Genomic DNA, 26,170 nt, shown 5'->3' with positions numbered 1-26,170 from the left:
AATCGCGGATTTTATGACATGACCAGGGTTGCGGTTGTCGAGATCGACGGCTGCCTCGCGTCGGCGGCCGCCATCACCCACGACGTGCTGGCCATCGCCAACCGGATCAGTACGACGAAGCGCACGCGCTTCGAGGTGACGACGCTGCGTTATGGGCCGAGGCGGCGCGCCGGCCGATTGCGCGGCGCCGACCTCGTCATCGTGCCCGGGCTCGGCTCGGCATCGGCCGGTGAGCTGGAGCGGAAGCTGGCGACACCGGCATGTCGGCACGCCCGCGACATGCTGGTCACGGCGTTCGAGAGCGGCGCGATGCTCGCCGCGTCCTGCGCCAGCAGCTTCCTGCTGGCGGAGACCGGCCTGCTCGACGGCAAGCGGGCAACCACGACATGGTGGTTCGCGCCGCTGTTTCGGCGACGCTATCCGAAAGTCGAGCTGATGACGGAGCGCATGGTGGTGGCCGACTGGCCGATCGCAACCGCCGGCGCGGCGATGGCGCAGATGGACCTGATGCTCGCGGTGATCGCGCGTTTCGGCAGCCCGGCGCTGGCCAAGGGCTGCGCCAATTACCTGCTGCTTGGCGAGCGGCATTCGCAGGCGCCGTTCATGGCGATCAATTATCTTGCCAGCCAGGACCCCAAGGTCGCCAGGGCCGAGAAATGGGTGCGCAGCAACATCGCGCGCGACTTCACGACCGGGGACGTTGCCGCCGCCGTGGCGCTGGCGCCGCGGACATTTGCCAGACGGCTCGAGTCGATCTGCGGCGTGTCGCCCATTCAATTCGTGCAACGCATCAGGATCGAGACGGCGCGGTCGTTGCTCGAGACCACGCGCCTGTCGGTCGAAGAGATCGCGGGCAAGGTTGGATATGCCGAGCCCTCGACCCTCCGCCGGCTGATCCGGCGCGAAACGCGGCATTCGCCACGGCATTTCCGCTCAGGCGGTTGATCCGCAACGACGCCGCATCCGCGATGAAATCATCACGCCAAGAGCCACGCGAAGGCGCGGCGCAAGAATGCCGGCGCATCCTTTTCGACCGGCGTTCCATGGGCCATCAGTACCTTTTCGGCGGGCCACGCCAAAATCCTTTGCAAGGCCGCACGCGCGGCGCGGCGGCCGGTGAAGGCAACGCGGAACTTGCGCGGCACCGACGGCTCCGGCCCGACCATCAGGTCGAGTTTTGCGATCGTCGCCCGCCAGCCGGAGACCAGTTCGGCAGCGATTTGCTGCAGCAAGTCGGTGAACAGCACAGTGCCGCTTTCGACATGGAAGAACACCACCTCCGTGGTGATCAGGTTGCCACGCATCACCACCTGATCGATCTGTCCGGCCCAGTCGAGGCTCGGCGCATCCGCGAGATCGGCATCGAAGCCGAGGTCACGGCGCCGCTTGCGCAGGCCAGGCGGGGCGTGGAGCACAGCGGCCGGATAGGCCTGCTTCCACTCGGCGAGGAACAGATGGTGCAGCGAGTTGGGCGCCACGATGTGCCGGACCTGACCGAGCGCCTCCACGCCGGCCCGCAATTCCTCCGTCAACCGGACCGGCGACCAGATGAAAAGGCCGCCGTCCGCCAGCCTGACGACGGCCATGCGGGTCGGATAGTGAAACCCGGCGACCGCGAGGTTCGGCCCCCCCGGCAATCCAGATGTCGTGGCCGAACTGCTGCAATACCACCATTCGCGATGAACCCTGACCGTCGAGCGCCGCATGCCGCCGCCAGCGTTGCGGGTTCATTTACCATGCCCGGCATGACAGGCCGCGGACAAGGGCAATGTCGATCATCGGTTCCGATTGCGCCGCGGCCAATTGCAACGATCGGGTTTACGCAACCTTAGACGATTTGATCCAAATGTTGTGCGTGCACGACGCGATTGGGATGAAGCGGCCGATGTCGCAAAAGTCGGACCTCGAGGGACACAGGCTGGCCTTCGCTGATGACGCCGCGCGTCACTTCGCGGCGGATGACGCGGATCGTGGCGCTGCGATGCCGCGCGCGACCATCAGCCGAACCTCGAATGCGTCCGCAAGTCAGCCGCAGGCGGCACTCGCGCATTCGCCGCGGTACGGCGCGGGCGCGCTGGTCTCCGCGTTGCGTGAGGCCGACTGGCTCACGGCTGATCGTGTCACCGCCTTCACCCGCGTATTTCTCGTCCTGTTCATCGGCTGCATCGCGATCATCCCATGGGCTGCGCCGACGATGGATGTCGGCCATGATTTCGCGGCGTTCTGGACCGCGGCAAAGCTCGCGCTCGAAGGCCGCGCCGGCGACGCCTATGGCGACGCAGGCCGCGCCGCTGTAGCCGCCGTGCTCGGTCAGAACACCTACGCACCGTTCTTCTACCCGCCGACGTCGCTGTTGTTCTGGATGCCCTTCGCACTGGTTCCCTTTGCAACGGCGGCCGTCATCTGGATCTTCGCAACCGGCGCCGCCTATGCAGCCGCGGTGAGAGCCATGCTCGAGCGCGGCTCCGTCGTTCCCGCGCTCGCCTTTCCCGCCGTGTGGGTGTGCGCGCTGTTCGGACAGAATTCGCTGTTCTCGGCGGCCCTGCTCGGCGGATCGGCCGTCACGCTGGACCGCTACCCGGTGATCGCCGGGGCGTTGCTCGGGTGCTTCAGCTACAAGCCGCAGATCGCCCTGCTCGCGCCGCTGGTGCTGATCCTGGCGCGGCGCTGGCGCGCGCTCGCTGCAGCGGCCGCAACGACGCTCGCGCTTGTGCTGGCGGCCACCGCCTTCTTCGGCATCGACCCGTGGATCAAGTTCGTTGCCGTTCTGCCGGAGGCAAGCGCCTGGAGCCTCGGCGGCGGACCCGGTTTCGAGAAGTTCGCCAGTCCCTACGCCGCGGTCAGGCTGGCCGGCGGATCCAGCAGCACGGCCTGGCTCGTCCAGGTGATCGCGGCCGCAATCGCGATCGCCGTCATGATCCTGGTGCTGCGAAAACGTCCCGGCGGCGCCGCCGAGATCGCGCTGATGGTGGCGATGACCGGCCTGTGCGTGCCGTCGCTCGGCAACTATGAGGTCGTGATCCTGGCGATCCCGGGCGCGTGGCTGATCGCGCAGGCGCTTGCGCAGGGCTGGCTGCCCTATGAACGCATCGCCCTCGCGGCGCTTTATTTGACGCCCTTCGCCATGGTGCCTGCGGGCGCCAACGGCCTGCAACTGGCACCGATCGCCGCTGCGGCAGTTGCCATCCTTGTCGTGCGCCGCATCAGGCATCTGCCACTGCTGGATGCTGCGGCCGAAATCGCCAATCACTGATTTGCCCGACGGCGCAAGTCCCCGCGGCAAAAATATGGCCGCTGACAGCGCAACACATTCAATGTCGTCCCTGCGAACGCAGGGACCCATAACCACAAAAGCCGGTTGTCACGGCGACGCTGGGACGACGAGTCCTTCCACAACACCTGCCGCGGCGTATGGGTCCCTGCTTTCGCAGGGACGACACCGAACAAGCTGTTTGACAGTTGAATCCGAAAGCCAATGTGGCTCATAACCGCCGCAACGCGACGAACCGCACGTCCTGTTTCTATCCAGCCGGCGTCAGGATCGCCTCTCGCGCCGCGCGCCAGCTCGCCTCGTCGGGTGCGCACAGCAAGCCGCCGGTCAGATTGACCGGCCGGTAGGGTGATCCGTCGAAATGCGCGCTGTAGCCGCCGGCCTCGCGATGCAACAGCCAGCCCGCGGCATGATCCCACGGCATCAGCTTGTTGTAGAACAAGAGGTGGCAATGTCCGGACGCCGCCATGCGATACTCATGCGCGGCGCATCTGAGCCAGGCGCTGCCGCCGAGCCTCGAAAGATTGCCGGCGACAATCGTGCGCAGCGGCTCGGGCAGGAAGTTGACGCCGACGATCGCATCCATCTGCTTGACCGACACGGCGGGAGCCACCTTCAGGTCATGCCGCCCGCCGTCCGGCATCGCAAGCCACGCGCCCTCGCCGCGCAGCGCAAATGCAGTGTCGTTGCTGACCGGATCATGGATCGCACCGAATACGATCTCGCCGCGCATGGTGGCGGCCACCATGGTGCCGAACAGCGGCAGGCTCGAGGTGAAGTTCCGCGTGCCGTCGATCGGATCGATGATGAAGGCAAGCTCCGCGGTTCCGAGCTGATCGAGCGCGGCCGGATCACGCGCGGCGCCCTCCTCGCCGATCACAACTGCATTCGGAAACGCCCGCAGCAGCGCCGCCGATATCGCCTGCTCGGCAAGCTCATCGGCTTCGGTGACGACGTCGAATGCCGATGTCTTGGTGCGGACCTCGATCTCCCGCACGCGGCGGAACCGCGGCATGATCTCGCTGCGGGCGACTTCGGCAAGGATGGCTCCGATGTTCAGCGCGTCGGCATGGGACAGTTTCACGCGGCATTCTCCTGCGTTGCTCCGGCACCCTATCGTGGAATTGTGACTGCGTGGCGGTCAGCGGCGCTGGTTGTAGACGTCGATGCAGACGGCGCCAAGCAGCACGAGGCCCTTGATCACCTGCTGATAATCGATGCCGATACCGAGGATCGACATGCCGTTGTTCATGACGCCCATGATCATGGCACCGACCACCGCGCCGCCGACCCGGCCGACGCCGCCATAGGCCGACGCACCGCCAATGAAGCAGGCGGCGATCACATCGAGCTCGAAGCCGAGGCCGGCCTTCGGCGTCGCGGTGTTGAGCCGGGCTGCGAACACCAGCCCTGCAAGCGCGGCCAGCGCGCCCATGTTGACGAAGGTGAAGAAGGTGAGCCGTTCGGTCTTGACGCCCGACAGTTTCGCCGCCTTGGCATTGCCGCCCACCGCGTAGATCTGCCGCCCGATCACCGTCCGTCGCGTGACGAAGCCATAGAGCGCGATCAAGACGGTCATGATGACGAGCACATTGGGCAGGCCGCGATGCGAAGCGATCAGATAGGTGAAGTAGAGCACCGCGCCCGCCAGCGCGATGCTCTTGACGATGAAAAACGCGTAGGGCTCGACGGCGATGCCGTGCGCCTGCTCGCGCGCCCGGCTCCTGGCGGTCGCCAGCACCAGCACAAACGCCAGGACGATGCCGATCGCGAGCGACGTCGGATAGAGCGTGCCTGCACTCGGGAACAGCTCGGGGATGAAGCCCGACGACAGCTTCTGGAAGGTCGGCGGGAACGGCCCGACCGACTGGCCCTGCAGGACCGCGAGCGCGAGGCCCTTGAACACCAGCATGCCCGCCAGCGTCACGATGAAGGACGGAATGCCGAAATAGGCCACCCAATAGCCCTGCGCCGCACCGATCGCGGCGCCGACCAGGAGGCAGGCGACGAAGGCAATCGGGTAGCTGACATGGTAGCGCACCATCAGCACCGCCGCGACCGCGCCGACGAAGCCCGCGACCGAGCCGACCGAAAGATCGATATGCCCGGTGACGATCACCAGCAGCATGCCGAGCGCCATGATGACGATGTAACTGTTCTGCAGCACGAGATTGGTGAGGTTGAGCGGCTGCAACAGCGTGCCGTCGGTCACGATCTCGAAGAACAGCATGATCGCGAGCAGCGACAGCAGCATGCCGTAGTTGCGCAGATTGTTCTTGATGAAGCCGGAATGCCTGGGGGCCTCGGGAAGTGATACCGTCTTGTCGGTCATGGTGCCCCTCCTCCGGCGCGTGCCGCCCTCTCGTCGGCGCCGCGTCCGGACATTCTGACATTGCGCATGATGGCGCGCATGATCTTCTCCTGCGTCGCATCGTGCGCAGCGAACTCGCCGACGAAGGCGCCGTCGTTCATCACGCAGATCCGGTCGCAGATGCCGAGCAGTTCGGGCATCTCCGAGGAGATCACCACGACGCCCCTGCCGGCCTCGGCCAGCTCGTTGATGATGGAGTAGATCTCGTATTTCGCGCCGACGTCGATCCCGCGTGTCGGCTCGTCCAGCAGCAGCACCCTCGGATCGGTCATCAGCCATTTCGACAGCACGACCTTCTGCTGGTTGCCGCCCGAGAGGTCGCCGGTCGCCTGATAGACGTCGGAGCAGCGGATCCGCATCCGGGTGCGGTAGTCGCTCGCGGCTTTCAGCTCGGCGACGTCGTCGATCACGCCGCGCTCCGACACCTGGCGCAGGCTCGCCACCGTCACGTTCTTGCGGACGTCGGCGGCAAGGATCAGCCCGAGCTGCTTACGGTCTTCCGTGACATAGGCAATGCCGGCATCGATCGCGGCCGGCACGCTGGACAGATCGGCCTCGCGTCCATCGAGGCGGACCTTTCCGGAGACGTTGGTGCCCCAGGCGCGGCCGAACAGGCTCATGGCGAACTCGGTGCGGCCGGCGCCCATCAGGCCGGCGATGCCGACCACCTCGCCGCGCCGCAGCGTGAAGTCGACATTCTTGATCACCTGCCGCTCGGTATGCAGCGGGTGATACACCGACCAGTTCTCCACCGTCATCACGGGTTCGCCGATCTCCGCCTTTCGCTCGGGAAAACGATGCGCCAGATCGCGGTCGACCATGCTGCGGATGATGCGGTCCTCCTCGATCCGCTCGGTGCGGCAGTCGATGCTGTCGACGGTGCGGCCGTCGCGCAGCACCGTGATGCGGTCGGCGACGCGTGCAACCTCGTTCAGCTTGTGCGAGATCAGGATCGAGGCGATGCCCTGCTCGCGGAAGGCCAGGAGACGCTCGAGCAAGGCGGCGCTGTCGGCTTCGTTGAGACTTGCGGTCGGCTCGTCGAGGATCAGGAGACGCACCCGCTTGGACAACGCCTTGGCGATTTCCACGAGCTGCTGCTTGCCGACGCCGAGGTCGGTGATCAACGTATCCGGCGGCTCCCGCAAGCCGACCTGCGCCAACAGCTCGGCGGTCCGCCGATGCACCGCGTTGCGGTCGATGACGCCGAACCGCGACGGCGGATGCGACAGAAAGATGTTCTCGGCAATCGACATCAGCGGGATCAGCGCCAGCTCCTGATGGATGATGATGATCCCGAGCGCCTCGCTGTCGTTGATGTCGCGGAAGCGCCGCTCCTCGCCGTCGAACACGATCGACCCATCGTAACTGCCGGCCGGATAGACCCCACTCAGCACCTTCATCAAGGTCGACTTGCCGGCGCCGTTTTCGCCGACCAGCGCATGGATCTGCCCGGCCTCGACAGTGAAGCTGACGTCGCGCAACGCCTGCACGCCGGCAAAGCTCTTGCTGACGCCGCGCATCTCAAGCATTGCCGTCATCGGATCAGGTCCCGCAACGTCGGTCGTCCCCGGCGCGGTCCGCCGCCGCTTGCCGGCGATCCGCCCTAGAGCCTATTCCGTTCCGATTAAATCGGAACGGGGCTCCAGATTCTAGTTTTGATGCGTTTTCCTCACGCCGGTACCCACTTCGCCCGAAAACGCTCTAGTCGAATTGCGAGCGCTTGTAATAGCCGCTGTCAATCAGGACTTTCTCCCAATTGGTCTTATCCACCACGACCGGCTTGAGAAGATAGGACGGAACCACCTTGACCCCGTTGTTGTAGGTCTTGGTGTCGTTGACGCTGACCTCCTTCTTGCTCAGCACGGCGTCGACCATGTCGGCCGTGACCTTGGCGAGGTCGCGGGTGTCCTTGAAGATGGTCGAATATTGCTCGCCGCGCAGCATCGCCTTGATCGAGGGGACTTCGGCGTCCTGTCCGCTGATATACGGCATCGGCTGGTCCTTGCTGCCATAGCCGACGCTCTTCAGCGAGGAGATGATGCCGATCGACAGGCCGTCATAGGGCGACAGCACCGCGTCGACGCGCTTCTTGCCGTAGAACGCGCTGAGCAGGTTGTCCATCCGCGCCTGCGCGGTTGCTCCGTCCCAGCGCAGCGTCGCGACCTTGTTCATGCCCGTCTGGCCGCTGCCGACCACGAGCTTGCCGCTGTCAATATAGGGCTTCAACACCGACATCGCGCCGTCGTAGAAGAAATACGCGTTGTTGTCGTCGGGCGAGCCGCCGAACAGCTCGATGTTGAAGGGCCCCTTGCTCTCCTTGAGCCCGAGCGCGTTCTCGATCGACTGGGCCTGCAGCACACCGACCTGGAAATTGTCGAAGGTCGCGTAATAGTCGACGTTGGGGGTGTCGCGGATCAGGCGGTCATAGGCGATCACCGTGATGCCCTGGGCCTTGGCCTGCTTCAGGACATCGGACAAGGTGGTGCCGTCGATGGCGGCGATGACCAGCACCTTGGCGCCCTTGGTCACCATGTTCTCGACCTGGGAGAGCTGGTTCGGAATGTCGTCTTCGGCATATTGCAGATCGGTGCCGTAGCCGCGCTCCTTCAGCACCTTGACCATGTTGTTGCCGTCGTCGATCCAGCGCGCCGAGGATTTTGTCGGCATCGCGATGCCGATGGTGGCCTTGCTCTGGGCCATGGCGCCGCGATCGAGCGCCGTCGCGGCAAGGCCGGCCAGCGCAAGCGCGAACAAGGTGGTCTTCAATTTGAACATGCTTCACTCCCCTGCTTTTTTGAGTTGGGCTTCCCATTGCCGTGGACAGCGTCAATCGACGGCTATCGTTCGTGGGCCGGCCGCAGATTCTACGGCGGCGTCGGATCGGCGCCGGGACCGTCACGAACCGAAATTGCGGAATGTCGGTCGAACCCGTCAACAGCGCCAATGCTCACTCCGCATGGTCGGCCATGTCGATCCCGCAATGCCGGGTTCAGCCGGGCGTCATGTCGTGGGGCGAACGAGGCGCAGGAATGACGTGGAGGATCATGAGGCGCCGGTCTCCCGGAAGCGTCGGCGAGCGCCAGTGTCCGACAGGACGTCTGGCGGTGCGCCGCCGTTTTCTGCACCCTTTGGTTGATGTTGCCCCTACCATATGGACGCAGGCACCGACTGGCCATTTATTTAGTTTTCCGAAGAAATTAATCGGAGATGTGGAGGGTCGCGGGAGTACTGTCTGGAATCACTGGCAGGTCCCATAGCCCCCAGGTGGCGCGGCACTGTTTCTGGCAACCTTTGGCGGGGATTGTGCCCTCACCCTGCCATGGATGCAAGCATCATTTATTTCACCACCAGAATAAATTGGTCTGAGCTGCCCGGCCGGCGGCAGCGACCTTCAGGCGTCGATGTCGGAGAGATCGTCGACAACCAGCAGAGCCTCGGCAAAATCGTCGTCGCTGAAATAGGTGCTGCGGGTGATGACGACGGGGATGCCGGCGCGCGCCGCGGCGGCGAGGCCGTTGCCGGAATCCTCGATTGCGACGCAATCTCCCGGCCCGAGCCCGAGCCGGGTCAGGACTTCGGTGTAGACATCGGGCGCCGGCTTCTTCCGCGGCACGTCGTCACCGGCAACGATCGCCTCGAACTGATTGGCCCAGTCCAGCCCGAGCGAAACCGAGAGCAGCGCATCGATATTGCCATGCGAGGTGGTCGTTGCGATCGCCAGGCGCTGGCCGCGGCTGCGCGCGCCGGCGAGCCAGGCCCTGACACCCGGCCGCAACGGGCAGCCGCCGGCGGCAATCAGCGCGGCGTAGCGCGCGGTCTTGATCCTGTGCAGGTCGGCGATCTCGGCGAATGTCAGCATTGGGACCGCGTTGCGCTGGTCGAAGGCGCGGATGCGCTCCTTGCCTCCGGCCACCCGAAGCAGCCGCGCGTAAGTGACCTGGTCCCAGAACCAATCGAGGCCGGCTTCGGCAAAGGCTTCATTGAAGGCGCGGCGGTGCACCTCCTCGGTTTCGGCGAGCGTGCCGTCGACATCGAAGATCAGGGCGCGGGCGCTCGCGATGATGTCGCGCATCCCGGCGGTCCGGATCACGGCGAGCGCCTCGTTCATCGTCCCTCGCCCGGCGCACCGGCGCCTTTGACGAACACCCGGCTGGCGAGCACGTCGCCGGCCTCGATCGACATCACGTCGTCGGCCGTCAGCGTGCGGTCGAGCTTCGCCACGATCCGGTTGGCCTGGCGCAGCCGGATGCGATCGAGCGCATTGCGGATCGAGCGCGCATTGGAGAACAGCGGCTGTTCCTTGCGCACGGCGATGTAACGGATGAAGGCCTCGCGCGCTTCCGGGGAGAACCGATAATTCTGCTGCTGCAACATCAGCTCGGCGATCCAGAGCAACTCGCCGTCCGAATAGTCCGGGAAGTCGATGTGATGCGCGATCCGGGAGCGGAAGCCCGGATTGCTCTGGAAGAATTTCTCCATGCGGTCGCCATAGCCGGCCAGGATCACCACCAGATCCTCGCGCTGCTGCTCCATCACCTGCAGCAGGATCTCGATCGCCTCCTGCCCGTAATCGCGCTCGTTTTCCGGACGATAGAGGTAATAGGCCTCGTCGATGAACAGGACGCCGCCCATCGCCTTCTTCAATATTTCCTTCGTCTTCGGCGCGGTGTGGCCGATATATTGGCCGACGAGGTCGTCGCGCGTGACGCTGATGACGTGGCCGCGGCGCACGAAGCCGAGCCGATGCAGGATTCCGGCCATCCGCAGCGCGACCGTGGTCTTGCCGGTGCCGGGGTTGCCGGTGAACGACATGTGCAGGGTCGGAAACGTCGTTGCCAACGCCATCTTCTGCCTGATGCGTTCGACCAGCAGCAGCGAGGCGATCTCGCGGATGCGGGTCTTCACCGGCTTCAGGCCGATCAATTCGGAATCGAGCTGGTCGAGCACGTCGCCGATACCGAGGTCGGCGAATTCATGCCGGAGGTCGATGGTCTCGAGCGGGGTCTCGCGGATTTGTTCGCTGATCTGTTCTTGCGCTTGCGTCATTGTCCTCTCGCCTGGAAAAGCTCCGTCGCCGCGGCGGCGACGACGGAGAAGTGCATCCGGACCAGACGGTCGAGGGAGCAATCCGCCTGGTTTGCAAACCGGACGCGGTTACTGATCTGCGTAGCGTTCGCCCTCGGGGCGGCCCGCTGCGTAGGAATGGGTCGCGTAACGCAGGTTGCGTCCGGCAGCCTCCGAGCGGTCGAGCCGGAAGCCCGGCTCCTCGCGCGGCCGGTTGACGATGAAGGAGATGCGTACGGACTCCCAGCCCGGGCTGGAATCGAAGCCGGAGACCCGGATATAGCGGTCGCCATAGACCCGCCGGCAGTCGGCGAGTTCCTTCATGATGCCGGCCGCGTCGCGCAGGTCGAACATCGGCAGGCCCCACATATCCCAATAGGTGTTGCGGGGGTGCGGATCGTCGGTGAACTCGATGTTCACCGCCCAACCCTTGTCGAGGCAGTATTGCACCTGCGCGGCGATCTGCTCGTCGGTGAGATCGGGCAGGAACGAGAAGCAGCCTTGGGTAACGCGCATGAGTATCTCCTCTCAGACCGCCATGCTCGGCGTGGGAACGAAATCGGGGGCGTCGGTCGACTCGTAGTTGAAGGTGACGTCCTTCCAGACGTCGAGCGCCTCGCGCAGCGGCGTGCAGGTCTGCGCCGCCTTGGCCAGGATCTCCGGCCCCTCATGGACGTAGTCGCGCCCCTCGTTGCGGGCGAGGATCATGGCTTCCAGCGCGACGCGGTTGGCGGTGGCGCCGGCCTGGATGCCGCGGGGATGTCCGATGGTGCCGCCGCCGAACTGCAGCACGACGTCCTCGCCGAGCAGATCGAGCAGCTGGTGCATCTGGCCGGCATGAATGCCGCCGGAGGCCACCGGCATCAGCTTGTTGAGGCTGGCCCAGTTCTGATCGAAGAACACGCCGTGCTCCAGATGCAACGGATTGAAGTCCTCGCGGCAGATGTCGTAATAGCCGCGGGTGGTGTTCGGATCGCCCTCGAGCTTGCCGACCACCGTGCCGGCATGGATGTGATCGACGCCGGCGAGCCGCATCCATTTCGCGATCACGCGGAACGAGACGCCGTGGCTGCGCTGCCGCGTGTAGGTCGAGTGGCCGGCGCGATGCAGATGCAGGATCATGTTGTTCCTGCGTGCCCACTTCGCCATCGACTGGATCGCGGTGTAGCCGATCACAAGGTCGATCATGACGATGTTGGAGCCGAGCTCATGAGCGAACTCGGCGCGCTCGTACATGTCCTCCATGGTCGCCGCGGTGACGTTGAGATAGGTCCCCTTGATCTCGCCGGTCGCGGCCTGCGCGCGGTTGACCGCCTCCATGCAATAGAGGAAGCGCTCGCGCCAGTGCATGAAGGGCTGCGAGTTGATGTTCTCGTCGTCCTTGGTGAAATCGAGCCCGCCTTTCAGCGCCTCATAGACGACGCGGCCATAGTTGCGGCCGGACAGGCCGAGCTTCGGCTTCACGGTGGCGCCGAGCAATGGACGGCCGAACTTGTCGAGCCGCTCGCGCTCCACCACGATGCCGGTCGCCGGCCCCTGGAATGTCTTCACATAGGCGGTCGGCAGCCGCATGTCCTCGAGCCGCAACGCCTTCAGCGGCTTGAAGCCGAACACATTGCCGATGATCGAGGCCGTCAGGTTCGAGATCGAGCCCGGCTCGAACAGGTCGAGGTCGTAGGCGATATAGGCGAAGTAGCTGCCCGGCGAATTCGGCACCGGATCGACGCGGTAGCACTTCGCCCGGTATTTCTCCGCGGCCGTCAGCCGGTCGGTCCACACCACGGTCCAGGTCGCGGTCGAGGATTCGCCCGCCACCGCCGCGCAGGCTTCGGTCGGATCGACGCCGTCTTGCGGCGTGACGCGGAACAAGGCAATGACGTCGGTGTCCTTGGGCTCGTAGTTCGGCTCCCAATAGCCCATACGCTTGTATTCCATCACACCGGACTTGTAGCGATCCTTGCCGCGCACGGTGATCGACTGCTGCATATTCATCGAAATCTCCTGTGGTTCGTCGCCATTTGCTCAGGCGGCCTGGGTCATCTTTCCAATTTGCGGATCGAGCGCGCCGGCGCGATAGCGGCGGGCCATCTCCGGCAGTGCAACCACCTTGATCCTGGCGGCATTGCCGGCCGTGCCGAATTGCTCGAAGCGGTCACGGCAGAGTTCGCGCAGCGCATCCATCGCCGGCTTCAGGAATTTGCGCGGATCGAACTCGCTCTTCGACTGGACGGCGACCTTGCGGAAGGCCGCCGCCATCGCCAGGCGGCAATCGGTGTCGATATTGACCTTGCGCACCCCGTGCTTGATGCCGCGGACGATCTCCTCGACCGGGACGCCCCAGGTCTGCGGCATCTCGCCGCCGAACTGGTTGAACATGTCCTGCAGCGGCTGCGGCACCGAGGACGAGCCGTGCATCACCAGATGCGTGTTCGGCAGGCGGCTATGGATCTCCTCGACCACGCGCATCGCCAGGATCTCGCCGTCGGGCCGCCGCGTGAACTTGTAGGCGCCGTGCGAGGTGCCCATCGCGATCGCGAGCGCATCGACCTTGGTGGCGCGGACGAAATCGACCGCCTGGTCGGGATCGGTGAGCAGTTGGTCATGGCTCAGCTTGCCTTCGACGCCGTGACCGTCCTCCTGCTCGCCGCCGCCATGCTCGAGCGAGCCGAGCACGCCGAGTTCGCCTTCGACCGACGCGCCGACCCAGTGGGCCATGTCGACGACCCGGCGGGTGATATCGACATTGTACTCATAGTCGGCCGCGGTCTTGGCGTCGGCCCTGAGCGAGCCGTCCATCATGACGGAGGTGAAGCCGTAGCGGATCGCGGTGGCGCAGGTCGCCTCTTCGTTGCCGTGATCGAGATGCAGGCAGAGCGGAATCTGCGGATGCATCTCCTCGAGCGCGTCGATCATCTTCGCCAGCATGATGTCGTTGGCATAGGACCGCGCGCCGCGCGAGGCCTGGATGATGACAGGTGCATCGCAGGAAGCCGCCGCCTCCATGATGGCGAGGCCCTGCTCCATATTGTTGATGTTGAAGGCCGGAACGCCGTAGCCGCGTTCGGCGGCGTGGTCCAGCAACTGCCTCAGGGTTATCCGCGCCATGGTGGCGTCCTCCTTTCAATTCGCTCGTTGAATGAGCTGTTTTGCTGCAGCAGCGATTGCCGCGGGCGTGATGCCGAATTCGCGGTAGAGCACGTCCGCCGGCGCGGAAGCGCCGAAGCCGCTCATGCCGACGAACGCACCGTCGTCGCCGAGCCAGCGCGCCCAGTCGCCCTCGACCGCAGCCTCCACGCCGACACGTGGGCCGCTGCCCAGCACCTGGGCGCGATAGTCGCTCGGCTGCTGGCGGAACAGGTCGAAGCACGGGGCCGAGACGACCGCGGCCTGTACCCCGTCTTCCGCCAGCAGCTTTGCGGCTTCGAGCGCGATCGCCACCTCCGAACCCGTTGCAATCAGGGTGACGTCACGCGCGAAGGCCGGCTCGACGAGAACGTAGGCGCCGAGCGCGACCTGGTTGTCCTTGCTGCCGTCGCGAACCGTCGGCAGCGCCTGCCGCGACAGGCAGAGGATCGACGGCGAGGTCTCCGCCTTCAGCGCACAGTCCCACGCTTCCGCTGTCTCGACCGCGTCGGCCGGGCGGAACACCAGGACGTTCGGGATTGCCCGCAGCGCGGCCAGATGCTCGACCGGCTGATGGGTCGGTCCGTCCTCGCCGAGCCCGATGGAATCGTGGGTCATCACATGGATGACGCGGATCCCCATCAGCGCCGCGAGGCGGATCGCCGGCCGGCTGTAATCGGCAAAGCTGAGAAAGGTGCCGCCATAGGGAATGAACCCGCCGTGCAGCGCGATGCCGTTCATCGCCGCGGCCATGCCGTGTTCGCGAATGCCGTAGTGGATGTAGCTGCCGTCGAGCGTTTCCGGCCGCACCGAAACCTGCGACTTCGCCAGCGTCAGGTTGGAGTGCGTCAGATCGGCCGAGCCGCCCAGCAGGTTGGGCAAGGCCTCCGCGATCACGTCGATGACCTGCTGCGAGGCTTGGCGGGTGGCAAGCTTCGGCCGCTCGGTCGCGAACCGCGCCAAGAGCTTTGCCATCGCCTCGGCATAGGCGCAGGGCAATTTCCGGTTCAGCGCATCATGGAACGGAGACCGCTCGGCCTTGTCGCCCTTGCAGGCGCTGCGCGAACGCTCGATCCAGGCCCGCCGCGCGTCGCGGCCGCGGCCGCCGAGGTCGCGCCACTCCGCCAGCACCGCATCGGGAATTTCGAAGGCCGGATACGGCCAGCGCAGCGCGGCTCGTGTCTTCGCCACCTCATCGGCACCGAGCGGCGCGCCATGCACCTTCTCGCTGCCCTGCCGGTTCGGTGCACCGAACCCGATCACCGTGCGGCAGGCGATCAGCGACGGACGATCGCTCGATCGTGCCTGCCTGACCGCCGCGGTGATCGCCTGCGGATCGTGGCCGTCGATGCGGTTGACGTTCCAGCCGCTGGCCTTGAACCGCGCCGTCTGGTCGTCCGAGCAGGACAGCGAGGTGGCGCCGTCGATCGAGATATGGTTGTCGTCGAACAGCACGATCAGGCGGTTCAGCCGCAAATGGCCGGCGAGCGAGATCGCCTCATGGCTGATGCCTTCCATCAGGCAGCCATCGCCGGCGATCACATAGGTGTAGTGGTCGACCAGGTCGTCGCCGAAGCGGGCGTTCATCAGCCGCTCGGCGAGCGCCATGCCGACCGCGGTCGCAATCCCCTGCCCGAGCGGCCCGGTCGTGGTCTCGACTCCAGGGGTGTGGCCGTACTCGGGATGGCCCGGGGTCTTCGATCCCCACTGCCGGAACGCCTTGAGCTGGTCGAGCGTCATGCTCTCGTAGCCCGTCAGATAGAGCAACGCGTAGAGCAGCATCGAGCCGTGACCGGCCGACAGCACGAAGCGGTCGCGGTCGGGCCAGGCTGGATCGGCCGGATCGAACTTCAGGAAGTCCGTGAACAGCACGGTCGCGACGTCGGCCATGCCCATCGGCATGCCGGGGTGGCCGGATTTCGACTGCTCCACCGCGTCGACGGCGAGGAAGCGGATGGCGTTGGCCATCTCGTCGTGGCTGATTTCGGGGCGGCTGGCAACGGACGCAAGTGCGGTCATATCGTTCGCCTCTTTCGTTCGATCAATTGCAGGATCAGCGGGGTCAGGATGAGCTGCATCGCGAGGTCGAGCTTGGCGCCGTGCACCACGATCGAATTGGCGCGCGACATGAAGCTGTTCGGGATCATCGAGAGCAGATAGGGGAAGTCGATGCCGCGCGGGTTCTTCAAGCGGATCACGACCATCGATTCATCCGGCGTCGGGATCCAGCGCGCGATGAACGGGTTCGACGTGTCGACGGTCGGCACGCGCTGGAAGTTGATGTCGGTCTCGGTGAATTGCGGACAGATGTAATTCACGTAGTCCGGCATGCGGCGCAGGATGGTGTCGGTCACCGCCTCGGTGGAGTAGCCGCGATGGCTGCGATCGCGGTGCAGCTTCTGGATCCACTCGAGGTTGATGACCGGCACGACGCCGATCTTGAGGTCGGCATGCTGCGCGACATTCACCTTGTCGGTGACCACGGCGCCATGCAGACCCTCGTAGAACAAGAGGTCGGAATTTTCCGGCAGCGCCTCCCATGCGGTGAAGGTGCCGGGCTTGGCGCCGTAGAGCCGCGCTTCCTCCTCGTCGTGCACATAGTGCCGCGTCGTTCCGGTGCCGGTCTCGGCATAGTCGCTGAACAGCTTCTCCAGCTCCTCGAACAAATTGGTCTCGGGGCTGAAATGGCTGAAGTGCTTGTTGCCGCGCTCGGCTCTTTCCGCCATCAGGCTGCGCATCTCGGCGCGGTCGTAGCGGTGGAACGCGTCGCCCTCGATATAGGCGGCGACCACGTTCTCGCGGCGGAAGATGTTCTCGAACGTCTTCTTCACCGAGGTGGTGCCGGCCCCGGAGGAGCCGGTGATCGAGATGATGGGATGCCGGCGTGACATGCGGTCCTCCTCAGCGGAACAGGCCGCGCCGCGCGAACAGCGGGGCATCGCTGCTCTCGAACAACGGCTCGACGGTCAGGTGGATCGCATCGACGTCGCGCACGGCGCGCGCCGATCCCATGATCAGCGGCACGCGCTGATGCGGCGTGCGTGCCGACAGTTCGAGAATGCGCGACCGGCCATTCGACGCGGCGCCGCCCGCCCATTCCATGATCAGTGCGATCGGATGCGCCTCGTACAGCAGGCGCAACCGGCCTTCGCGGTAGCCCTGGCGCGCATCCGCCGGATACAGGAACACGCCGCCGCGCATCAGGATGCGGTAGGCCTCAGCGACCAGCGAGCCGATCCAGCGCATGTTGAAGTCCTGCCCGCGCTCGCCGTTCACGCCGGCGAGGCAATCGTCGATGTAGCTGCGCACCGGGCCGCTCCAGTGTCGCCGGTTCGAGGCATTGATGGCGAATTCCGACGCATCCTGCGGCACGCGCAGATCGCGCGCGGTCAGGACGAACTCGCCACTTCGCGGGTCCAGCGTGAAGCAGTCGACGCGCTGGTCTAGCGCCAGCACCAGCACGGTCTGCGGACCGTAGATGAAGCAGCCGGCGGCACATTGCGCCGTGCCGGGCTCGAAGAAGGTCGAGATGACGTCGTTTCCCTTCGGCCGGATCGAGAAGATCGTGCCGATCGAGATGTTGTTTTCGAGATTGGCGGATCCATCGAGCGGATCGATCGCGACGCAGAGCGGCGCGTCGGGATCGAGCGTCTCGGGCAGCTCGACCTCCTCCGACAGCACCGCGGCGACCGGCGCGGTGCGCAGCGCGTTCCGCATCAGATCGTCGGCGACGATGTCGATCGTCTTCTGGCGATCGCCGTCGGGATTGACGCCGCCGCTCTCGCCGCCGATTCCGGCGAGCGGCCCGGCGGCAATGATGTGCGAGAGCTCGATCGCCGCACGCGCAAGGGCTTCGATCACCACAACGGTCGCGGCACGCAACGGGTTGTGTTGCGTCGGCCACTCCAGATGGGCATGCAATGCAGGACGAATCTCCACCGGCCTCTCCCTATGATCGCGCCCTCTGTCCCGAGGCTTCGAGAGGCGACCTCAGGGGAGTCGCCTTCGCCCTATCAACGCGCGAATTGCCCAATTAGGGAAATTTTATTATCTTTGGTCCGGGCAAAGTATTTCTTATGGAGTTTGTCATGGCCGGCAACTTCTCGCGGGATCTCACCATCCGCCAGCTGCGCGCACTGTCGACCTTGCACGAGGCCGGTTCGATCACGTCGGCCGCCAACCGGTTGAACCTGACGCAGCCCGCGGTGACGTTGCAGCTCCGCAATCTGCAGGCGCTCGCCGGGTTGCCGCTGATCCAGCGCACCGGCGACGGCATGGCGCTGACGGATGCCGGCGCGCATGTGCTGACGCTGGTCGAGCGGATCGAGGCGGCGCTGAAGGATTGCGAGCAGTCGCTCGACATGATCGCCGGCCGCAGCGGCGGCCGCGTCGCGATGGGCGCGGTCTCCACCGCGAAATACTTCGTGCCGTTCGCGATCGCGGCGTTCTCGCGCCGCTTTCCCAAGATCGAGGTCACGCTCAGGATCGGCAACCGCGAGGAGATTCGCGACGCGCTGCGCGGCTATGATCTCGACATCGCGGTGATGGGCCGGCCGCCGGCCGATGTCGAGGTCGAGATGAAGCCGCTCGGCCGGCATCCGCACTTCATCGTCGCCGCGCCCGATCATCGGCTGGCGCGGCGGCGGCACGTCGCCCCGTCGGAACTCGCCAACGAAACCTTCATTACTCGCGAGCAAGGATCGGGCACGCGGATGCTGATGCAGCAATATTTCGAGCGGGTCGGGCTGGAGCCGAAACTCGGCATGGCGATGGACAGCAACGAGACCATCAAGCAGGCGGTGATGGCGGGGCTCGGCATCGCCTTCATCTCCCAGCACACGGTGTTCCATGAGCTGGAGGATGGCCGGCTGGTGGTGCTCAAGGTGAAGGGCCTGCCGATCGTCCGGCAGTGGCACGCGATCAGGCGCGCCGACAAGATCCTGCTGCCGCCCGCGCAAGCCATGCTGGATTTCCTCGGCAAGGAGGGCTGGCGCTATCTGCCGAATTCAAACTAGCGCGCCGGAGCCGCCGCGACGCGAAAAATCGAGCTGGTACCGTATGTTAACCATTGAAGTTCCGGCAAGCGCATGTCACATCTTGAGTGCGGTCAGTGGCGGACCGTATCCCTGCGAGGGAGGATGAACTGCAGAACCAGTCCCCGCCGATGCCTGACTTCAAGGCGTTATTCGAGGCGGCGCCCGGCCTCTATCTGGTGCTGACCCAGCCCGACTTCCGCATCGTGGCAGCAAGCGACGCCTATCTGCGCGCCACCAAGACCGAGCGCGCCGCGATCCTCGGGCGCGGGCTGTTCGAGGTGTTCCCTGACAATCCGGACGACCCGGCCGCCGACGGCGTGCGGAACCTGCGCGCCTCGCTCGAGCGCGTGGTCCAGTTCCGCCGTCCCGACACCATGACGGTGCAGAAATACGATATCCGCAAGCCCGAGTCGGAGGGCGGCGGCTTCGAGGAACGCTACTGGAGCCCGCGCAATACGCCGGTGTTGGGGCCGAACGGGCAGTTCACCTACATCATCCATCGTGTCGAAGACGTCACCAGCTTCATCCAGTTGAAGCAGCGCGGTGCCGAGCAGGACGAGCTGACCGACCGGTTGCGCGAGCGCACCGAGCAGATGGAAGCGGAAATCTTCATGCGCGCCCGCGAAGTCGAGGCCGCCCGCGAACAGCTCGAGGCCGAGCAGAAGCTGCGCCAGGTGCAGAAGATGGAGGCCGTCGGGCACCTTACCGGCGGCATCGCCCACGACTTCAATAATATCCTGACCGTCATCACCGGCCTGATCGACATCCTCGCCGAAGCCGTCGAGCACGATGCCGCGCTATCGTCGGTCACCAAGATGATCAGCGACGCGGCGTTTCGCGGCGCCGAAGTGACCAAGCACCTGCTGGCCTTCTCGCGGCAGCAGCCGCTGCAGCCGCGTGAAGCCAACCTCAACACGCTGGTGCAGGACACCGCGCGGCTGCTGCGCCCCTCGCTCGGCGAGCAGATCGAGATCGATACCGCGCTCGAGCCCGATGCCTGGTCGGCCTTCATCGATCCGAACCACATGGCGACCGCGCTGCTCAATCTCGCGGTCAATGCCCGCGACGCGATGCCCGATGGCGGCAAGCTGATGCTGGAGACCAGCAACGTCATCCTCGACGAGGTTTATGCCGTCGCCAACCCCGATGTGCGGGCGGGTGAATATGTGATGGTCGCGGTCAGCGACACCGGCGGTGGTATCCCGGCGGGAATCCGCGACAAGGTGTTCGAGCCGTTCTTCACGACCAAGGACACCGGCAAGGGCACCGGCCTCGGGCTCAGCATGGTGTACGGCTTCATCAAGCAGTCCAACGGACACCTCAAGATCTATTCCGAGGAGGGCCACGGCACCTCGATCAAGCTCTATCTGCCGCGCAGCAGTGGCGACATGATCGACGTCGAGCCGCCTCCTCCGGTCGACACGCGCGGCGGCAATGAATCCATCCTGGTCGTCGAGGACGATCCGCTGGTGCGCAATTACGTCAGCGCCCAGCTCGAGCAGCTTGGCTATCGCACCATGGTCACCGCCAACGGCCCGGAAGCACTGGCCGCGGTCGACAAGGGGTTCGTCTGCGACGTGCTGTTCACCGACGTCATCATGTCCGGCGGCATGAACGGCCGGCAGGTCGCCGATGCCGTGATCGCCAAACTGCCCTCGGTGCGCGTGCTCTTCACCTCCGGCTACACCGAGGACGCGATCATCCACCACGGCCGTCTCGACCCGGATGTGACGCTGCTGCCGAAGCCCTACCGCAAATCCGATCTCGCGCGGATGATCCGGCAGGTGCTGGCCCAGCCGCCGGCGGCGGCAATGGGCAAGTGACGCGGGGCGTCACGCGTCTCCGCTTTGCTTCTTGATCTGGTCGGCCGGCACGGCGCATCCCGACAGGAACAGTGCCGCACAGGCCCTGGCGCGGGCCTCGATCTGCGCCCGCGACGGCGGCGGCCTGTGGCCGTACATCACGTCGCGTTGCGGCTGGAACACGAGCATGCCGAGCAGCATGCCCGCAGCAGCTTCCGCGTCGTCCACCGCGATCCGTCCCCGCCGCTGCTGCACGCTTAGCCACGCAGCCAGCGCGCCAAGGGTCCGCTGCATCGCCTTCTCGTAGAACATCTCGGCGATGTCGGGGAATTTGTCGCTGTCGGCCAGGATGATGCGCTGGAGCGCGATGACCTCGGCATCGAGTATCAGCTCACCACAGGTCGAGAGTGCGGCCTCCAGGGCCGCCGCGATATCGCGGCCGTCGCAGGCGCCGAGATTTACGGCGGATATGAACCGGTCCATCCGGTCCGTCACCGTGCCCTCGAACAGCGCCAGCTTGGTCGGGATCAGCCGGTAAAGCGTCTTGGTGGAGACGCCGGCGCGGCAGGCCACGTCGGCGATGTTGGCCGCGGCGAAGCCGCGCTCGGAGAACTCGCGCCGCGCGGCGTCATAGATCAGCGCGCGCGTCTCGTCGTCGGAACGCAGCTGCGGCCGCCCGCGGCCGCGCCGCGGCGGTGCGTCTTGCTCAGTCTGATCCTTGTCATTCCGGTTCATCCGCGAGCCATGCTTTTAAATGATGCCTGTCATTCTATTGACACTCCCAATATGGGCTTTATTTTGGAAAACATCAAGTTTCCTAATTAATCTCGCGGACGTCGGCCGGAATTGGCAAGACTTTCCAAAAGGATAGACGGATCAGGAGCACCGCCATGAGCCAGCATGAGACGTCATTCAGGGCCGAGAGCCAGGTTCCGGCCGAGACCGCCAAGCAATTGATCGCCAACCCGGAAGCCGCCAAACCGCCCGCCGCCAAGGGCAGGCTTCGCCGCCTGCTGCTGGCCGGCGCGGCGCTCGCCATGCTCGCGGGCGGAGCCTGGTACGGTTGGGACTACTGGACCGTCGGCCGCTTCCAGGTCTCGACCGACGACGCCTATGTGAAGGCCGATAACACGACGATCGCACCAAAAGTCTCCGGCTATCTCAGCGCGGTGCTGGTGGGCGACAATGAGCATGTGCGCGCCGGCCAGATGCTGGCGCGGATCGACGATCGCGATTTCAGGGTCGCGCTGGATCAGGCCAAGGCTGACGTCGCGGCAGCCGAAGCCGCGATCGCCAGCAAGCATGCGCAGCTCGATGTGCAGCAGTCGGTGATCGAAGCGGCACGCGCGACCCTCGCCGTGGACACCGCGACGCAGACCTTCGCCGAGCAGGAGAACAAGCGCTACACCGACCTCGCCGGCACCGGCTTCGGCAGCGTGCAGAACGCGCAGCAGGCGCAGTCGCGCTACGCCAGCGCACAGGCCGCCGTCGCGCGCGATACCGCAAACCTCGCCTCCGCGCTCCGCCAGGTCGAGTTGCTCAAGGCCGACATTGCCCAGGCGGTCGCGGCGCAGGCGCGCGCAACCGCGCTCCAGCATCAGGCCGAGCTGAACCTCGGCTACACCACCATATCAGCCCCGATCGACGGCGTGGTCGGCAACCGCACGCTGCGCACCGGCCAGTTCGTCCAGGCCGGCACGCAGCTGATGTCGCTGGTGCCCGCCACCGGCGCCTATGTGATCGCGAACTACAAGGAGACGCAGCTCACCAATGTCCGCAAGGGTCAGCCGGTCGAGATCGCGGTCGACATGTTCCCGGGACAGGTGGTGCGCGGCCATGTCGACAGTCTCGCGCCCGCCAGCGGCCAGGAGTTCGCGCTGCTGCCGCCAGACAATGCGACCGGCAATTTCACCAAGGTGGTGCAGCGCATCCCGGTGAAGATCGCGCTCGATGCGACTTCGGTCGAATTGCGGCCCGGCATGTCGGTCATCCCGACCATCGCAACCTTGTCGCAACCCGGCGAGGCGCCGCGCTCCAGCGCCTCTCCCAAGCTCGCTGTCGCCGCATTCAAATAGGTGATGTCATGTCCGATCTCGCGCTCTCCTCCCCGGCTGCTGCGCCCCGCGCGGCAGCGGCGACTGCCGATCCCAACCGCGCCAGCATGGCGGTCTGGATTTCCATCGTCGCCGCCATGATCGGCGCCTTCATGGCGATCCTCAACATCCAGATCACCAACGCCTCGCTGCTCAACATCGAGGGCGGCATCGGAACCGGCGTCGACAACGGCTCCTGGATCTCGACCTCCTATCTGATCGGCGAGATCGTGGTGATCCCGCTGACCGACTATCTCAGCCGGGTGTTTTCCTTCCGCAAGATCATCATCGGCTTCGCCACCCTGTTCGCGATCTTCTCGGTCGCCTGTGCCTTCACCCACGACCTGCCGTCGATGATCGCGATGCGCGGCTTGCAGGGCTTCTTTGGCGGCGTGCTGATCCCGATGGCCTTCACGCTGGTGTTCACCAAGCTGCCGAAGGCCCAGCAGCCGGTCGGCCTTGCCATGTTCGCGCTCGCCGTGACCTTCGCCCCCGCGATCGGCCCGACCATCGGCGGCTACCTCACCGAGAATTACGGGTGGCAGACCATCTTCTTCGTCAATGTGATCCCGACCGCGGTGATGGTCATTACGCTCTATTTCACGCTGGAGCGCCAGCCGATGCAGCTGCATCTGCTCCGTGAGGGCGACTGGCTCGGCATCGTCACGATGGCGATCGGCCTGTCGTCGTTGCAGGCCGTGCTCGAGGAAGGCAACAAGAACGACTGGTTCGGCTCGCCCTTCATCGTCAAGCTCGCGGTGATCGCCGCCGTCAGCCTCACTCTGTTCGTCTGGATCGAGCTCGTCGTCGAAAAGCCGCTGATCCGGCTGCGCCTCCTGACCCAGCGCAGCTTCGGGTTCGGCACCATCTCGGCGGTTTTCGTCGGCTTCGCGCTGTTCGGCTCCGTGTACCTGCTGCCGGCCTATCTCGGCCAGGTGCAGCGCTACAACGCCGAGCAGATCGGCCAGGTGCTGGCCTGGACCGGCCTGCCGCAACTGATCCTGATCCCGCTGGTGCCGAAGCTGATGCAACGTTTCGATCCGCGCTTCATCGCCTTCACCGGCATGATCCTGTTCGCGGTCTCCTCCTTCATGAACATCGCGATGTCGCTCGATTACTCCGGCGACCAGTTCTTCGTCCCGAACATCGTCCGTGCGGTCGGCCAGGCGATCATGCTGGCGCCACTGTCCGCGGTCAGCCTCGGCAGCGTCGCGCCGCAGGATGCGGCGGCGGCCTCCGGCATCTCCAACATGATGCGCAATCTTGGCGGCGCGATCGGCACGGCGCTGCTCGCCACCATCGTCACCAAACGCGAGCAATTCCACTCCAACATCATCGGCCAGTCGGTCGACCTCGGCCGCGAGGAGGTGCGCACCCGGATCGCCGAGGTCACCAACTACTTCCTCAGCCACGGCATCTCCGATCCGGCGACCGCGCATCACCAGGCGATCGTGGCGCTCGGCAATATCGTGAAGCGCCAGGCTCTGGTGCTTGGTTTCAGCGACACCTTTGCCGTGATCGGCATCGTGCTGGTGTTCGCCGCGATCGCGATCCTCTTGACCGGCAAGCCGAAGAACGCCGCCGGCGGCGGCGCGGCGCATTGATCTCTTGTTGATCTCTTGGGCGACGGCCAAAGGCCGTCGTCCCCGCTCAGCTTGCTTCGCGTAGCTTGAAGCGCTGGATCTTCCCGGTCTGGGTCTTCGGCAGCGCCTCGACGAAGGCGATCGCGCGCGGATATTTGTACGGCGCGATCGTCGCCTTGACGTGATCCTGAAGCAGCTTGACCTCGACCTCGTCGCAGCGCGCGCCCTGCATCAGCACGATGAACGCCGAGACGATCTGCCCCCGCTCCTCGTCGGGTGCGCCGATCACGGCGCACTCCGCCACATCGGGATGGCCGAGCAGCGCGGCCTCGACCTCGGGACCGGCGATGTTGTAGCCCGCCGAGATGATCATGTCGTCGGCCCGCGCCACGAACGACAGCCGGCCGTTCTCGTCGCGGACGAAGGCATCGCCGGTGATGTTCCAGCCGTCGCGGACATATTTGGTCTGCCGGGAGTCGGCGAGATAGCGGCAGCCGGTCGGACCACGCACCGCCAGCTTGCCGACCTGGCCCGCCGGCAGCTCGTTCATGTCCTCGTCGACGATCTTGGCCTCGTATCCCGAGACAGGCGTGCCCGTGGAGCCGCCGACGGCGCTGCCGGTGCGGTTGGTGATGAAGATGTGCAGCAGCTCGGTGCTGCCGATGCCGTCGAGGATCGGCTTGCCGGTCTTCCTGGTCCAGCTCTCGAACACCGGCGCGGGCAGCGTCTCGCCGGCCGAGACGGCGAGCCGCAGCGACGACAGATCGGCGCCCTTGTCCATCGCGGCCATCATCGCGCGATAGGCGGTGGGCGCGGTAAAGCAGATCGTCGCCTTGTAAGTTTCGATGATCCGGATCATCTCGCTCGGCGCCGCATTCTCCAGCAGCGTCGCGGTGGCGCCGAAGCGCAGCGGGAAGATCGCGAGCCCCCCGAGGCCGAACGTAAACGCAAGCGGCGGCGAGCCGACGAACACGTCGTCGGGTGTGACCTTGAGCACTTCCTTCGCATAGCCGTCGGCAACGATCAGGAGATCGCGGTGAAAGTGCATGGTCGCCTTGGGCTCGCCCGTCGTGCCCGACGTGAAGCCCAGTAGCGCAACGTCGTCGCGGCCGGTCTTCACCGCATCGAACTTGACCGGCTTGTTCAGCGCGATCCGGTCGAGCTCGGCGTCGTGGTTCTGCGTGCCGTCGAAATTGACGACCTGCTTGAGGAATTTGCTGGTCTTGGCGCAGGCCACCAGTTCATCCGCGATGCGGCTGTCGGTCAGCGCCAGCGAGATCTCGGCCTTGTCGACGATCTTGGCCAATTCGCCGGCGCGCAGCATCGGCATGGTGTTGACGACGACGGCACCGGCCTTGGTCGCCGCGAGCCAGGCCGCGACCAGCGCCGGGTTGTTGCCCGAGCGGATCAGCACGCGATTGCCGGGCTTGACGCCGTAATTCTCCACCAGCGCGTGCGCGAGGCGGTTCGACCAGTCGGTCAGTTCCTTGTAGGTGCGCTGGCGGCCGTTGCCGATCAGCGCGATGCGATCGCCCATCCCCTGCGCGACGATGCGGTCGGTCAGCTCGACCGCGGCGTTGAGATAGTCGGGATATTTGAATTCGGGCCGGTCGAGCACGAGCTGCGGCCATTGCTCTGATGGCGGCAGGTTGCGCCGTGCGAAATCGTCGACATGCCCGGATGGGCCGAGCCCGGGAAATTCACCTGACATTCGATCGCCCCTCGCTTTCCATCCAGAAAGGCCAAGACCAATATCGAGAAGACCAATATCGAGAAGACCAACATCAATATCGAGGACGCCCGGCAGCGTTCCAACCGCCAATCATT

The 26,170-nt window shown here is 65.3% G+C and carries 21 protein-coding genes; 6 read left to right on the top strand and 15 right to left on the bottom strand.

The features are described from left to right. Nucleotides 1-18: 18 nt before the first annotated feature. Nucleotides 19-945, top strand: coding sequence for a helix-turn-helix domain-containing protein (locus ACVWY5_RS11775; protein WP_028331469.1), 927 nt, complete (start codon nt 19-21; stop codon nt 943-945). Nucleotides 946-977: 32 nt separating this feature from the next. On the opposite strand, the gene ACVWY5_RS11770 is transcribed toward ACVWY5_RS11775, so the two are convergent. Then, entirely contained in the window at nt 978-1,706 is a 729-nt protein-coding gene (locus ACVWY5_RS11770) for a DUF4336 domain-containing protein (RefSeq protein ID WP_321176772.1), read from the bottom strand. Nucleotides 1,707-1,885: 179 nt separating this feature from the next. Between ACVWY5_RS11770 and ACVWY5_RS11765 the strand changes: the two genes are divergently transcribed. Then, on the top strand, nt 1,886-3,253 hold the full coding sequence (locus tag ACVWY5_RS11765) for a glycosyltransferase family 87 protein (protein WP_157346020.1): 1,368 nt from the start codon (nt 1,886-1,888) through the stop codon (nt 3,251-3,253). 268 nt (nt 3,254-3,521) lie between these two features. On the opposite strand, the gene ACVWY5_RS11760 is transcribed toward ACVWY5_RS11765, so the two are convergent. From ACVWY5_RS11760 to ACVWY5_RS11705, 12 genes are all read right to left on the bottom strand, one after another. Next, nucleotides 3,522-4,355 (bottom strand): inositol monophosphatase family protein, encoded by an 834-nt coding sequence (locus ACVWY5_RS11760; protein ID WP_050386980.1) that lies wholly within the window; start codon nt 4,353-4,355, stop codon nt 3,522-3,524. A 57-nt stretch (nt 4,356-4,412) separates the two neighbouring features. Next, the gene (mmsB, locus tag ACVWY5_RS11755) at nt 4,413-5,603 is read right to left on the bottom strand and encodes a multiple monosaccharide ABC transporter permease (RefSeq protein WP_028331472.1); all 1,191 of its coding nucleotides are present in this window, start codon (nt 5,601-5,603) and stop codon (nt 4,413-4,415) included. After that, nucleotides 5,600-7,180 (bottom strand): multiple monosaccharide ABC transporter ATP-binding protein, encoded by a 1,581-nt coding sequence (gene mmsA, locus ACVWY5_RS11750; protein WP_028331473.1) that lies wholly within the window; start codon nt 7,178-7,180, stop codon nt 5,600-5,602. The genes mmsB and mmsA overlap by 4 nt, the downstream gene beginning before the upstream one ends. Nucleotides 7,181-7,343: 163 nt before the next feature. After that, nucleotides 7,344-8,417, bottom strand: coding sequence for a multiple monosaccharide ABC transporter substrate-binding protein (chvE, locus tag ACVWY5_RS11745; protein ID WP_028331474.1), 1,074 nt, complete (start codon nt 8,415-8,417; stop codon nt 7,344-7,346). A gap of 616 nt (nt 8,418-9,033) precedes the next feature. Beyond that, nucleotides 9,034-9,750, bottom strand: coding sequence for an HAD family hydrolase (locus tag ACVWY5_RS11740; RefSeq protein WP_028331475.1), 717 nt, complete (start codon nt 9,748-9,750; stop codon nt 9,034-9,036). Beyond that, nucleotides 9,747-10,688, bottom strand: a complete 942-nt coding sequence (gene cbbX / locus ACVWY5_RS11735) for a CbbX protein (RefSeq protein ID WP_050386984.1) — start codon at nt 10,686-10,688, stop codon at nt 9,747-9,749. Before cbbX ends, ACVWY5_RS11740 begins: the two co-directional genes overlap by 4 nt. Before the next feature lie 108 nt (nt 10,689-10,796). Next, nucleotides 10,797-11,222, bottom strand: coding sequence for a ribulose bisphosphate carboxylase small subunit (locus ACVWY5_RS11730; protein WP_028331477.1), 426 nt, complete (start codon nt 11,220-11,222; stop codon nt 10,797-10,799). Between the two features lie 12 nt (nt 11,223-11,234). Further along, the gene (locus ACVWY5_RS11725) at nt 11,235-12,692 is read right to left on the bottom strand and encodes a form I ribulose bisphosphate carboxylase large subunit (protein WP_038377118.1); all 1,458 of its coding nucleotides are present in this window, start codon (nt 12,690-12,692) and stop codon (nt 11,235-11,237) included. A gap of 36 nt (nt 12,693-12,728) precedes the next feature. Next, nucleotides 12,729-13,811 carry a class II fructose-bisphosphate aldolase gene (gene fba / locus ACVWY5_RS11720; RefSeq protein WP_028331479.1) on the bottom strand — a complete coding sequence of 361 codons (1,083 nt, stop codon included), beginning with the start codon at nt 13,809-13,811 and terminating at the stop codon, nt 12,729-12,731. A 15-nt stretch (nt 13,812-13,826) separates the two neighbouring features. Then, nucleotides 13,827-15,848, bottom strand: coding sequence for a transketolase (tkt, locus tag ACVWY5_RS11715; RefSeq protein ID WP_028331480.1), 2,022 nt, complete (start codon nt 15,846-15,848; stop codon nt 13,827-13,829). Beyond that, nucleotides 15,845-16,720: a phosphoribulokinase gene (locus ACVWY5_RS11710; protein ID WP_028331481.1), complete on the bottom strand. Its 876-nt coding sequence runs from the start codon at nt 16,718-16,720 to the stop codon at nt 15,845-15,847. Before ACVWY5_RS11710 ends, tkt begins: the two co-directional genes overlap by 4 nt. A gap of 10 nt (nt 16,721-16,730) precedes the next feature. Next, on the bottom strand, nt 16,731-17,762 hold the full coding sequence (locus ACVWY5_RS11705; protein WP_430648770.1) for a class 1 fructose-bisphosphatase: 1,032 nt from the start codon (nt 17,760-17,762) through the stop codon (nt 16,731-16,733). 155 nt (nt 17,763-17,917) lie between these two features. Between ACVWY5_RS11705 and ACVWY5_RS11700 the strand changes: the two genes are divergently transcribed. Further along, the gene (locus ACVWY5_RS11700; RefSeq protein WP_028331483.1) at nt 17,918-18,844 is read left to right on the top strand and encodes a LysR family transcriptional regulator; all 927 of its coding nucleotides are present in this window, start codon (nt 17,918-17,920) and stop codon (nt 18,842-18,844) included. 149 nt (nt 18,845-18,993) lie between these two features. Further along, nucleotides 18,994-20,688, top strand: a complete 1,695-nt coding sequence (locus ACVWY5_RS11695) for an ATP-binding protein (protein WP_080666911.1) — start codon at nt 18,994-18,996, stop codon at nt 20,686-20,688. Nucleotides 20,689-20,697: 9 nt separating this feature from the next. Here ACVWY5_RS11695 and ACVWY5_RS11690 read toward each other — a convergent pair whose 3' ends face one another. Continuing rightward, nucleotides 20,698-21,402, bottom strand: coding sequence for a TetR/AcrR family transcriptional regulator (locus tag ACVWY5_RS11690; RefSeq protein WP_028331485.1), 705 nt, complete (start codon nt 21,400-21,402; stop codon nt 20,698-20,700). 155 nt (nt 21,403-21,557) lie between these two features. Between ACVWY5_RS11690 and ACVWY5_RS11685 the strand changes: the two genes are divergently transcribed. Further along, entirely contained in the window at nt 21,558-22,742 is a 1,185-nt protein-coding gene (locus ACVWY5_RS11685; RefSeq protein ID WP_028331486.1) for an HlyD family secretion protein, read from the top strand. Nucleotides 22,743-22,750: 8 nt separating this feature from the next. Beyond that, nucleotides 22,751-24,364, top strand: coding sequence for a DHA2 family efflux MFS transporter permease subunit (locus tag ACVWY5_RS11680; RefSeq protein ID WP_028331487.1), 1,614 nt, complete (start codon nt 22,751-22,753; stop codon nt 24,362-24,364). 46 nt (nt 24,365-24,410) lie between these two features. On the opposite strand, the gene ACVWY5_RS11675 is transcribed toward ACVWY5_RS11680, so the two are convergent. After that, the gene (locus tag ACVWY5_RS11675) at nt 24,411-26,054 is read right to left on the bottom strand and encodes a benzoate-CoA ligase family protein (RefSeq protein WP_028331488.1); all 1,644 of its coding nucleotides are present in this window, start codon (nt 26,052-26,054) and stop codon (nt 24,411-24,413) included. Between the last annotated feature and the right edge of the window lie 116 nt (nt 26,055-26,170).

It is taken from the genome of Bradyrhizobium sp. USDA 3256 (assembly GCF_054058275.1).
The sequence above is the reverse complement of the archived record's forward strand: the minus strand, read 5'-3'. Positions and strand labels throughout refer to the sequence as shown.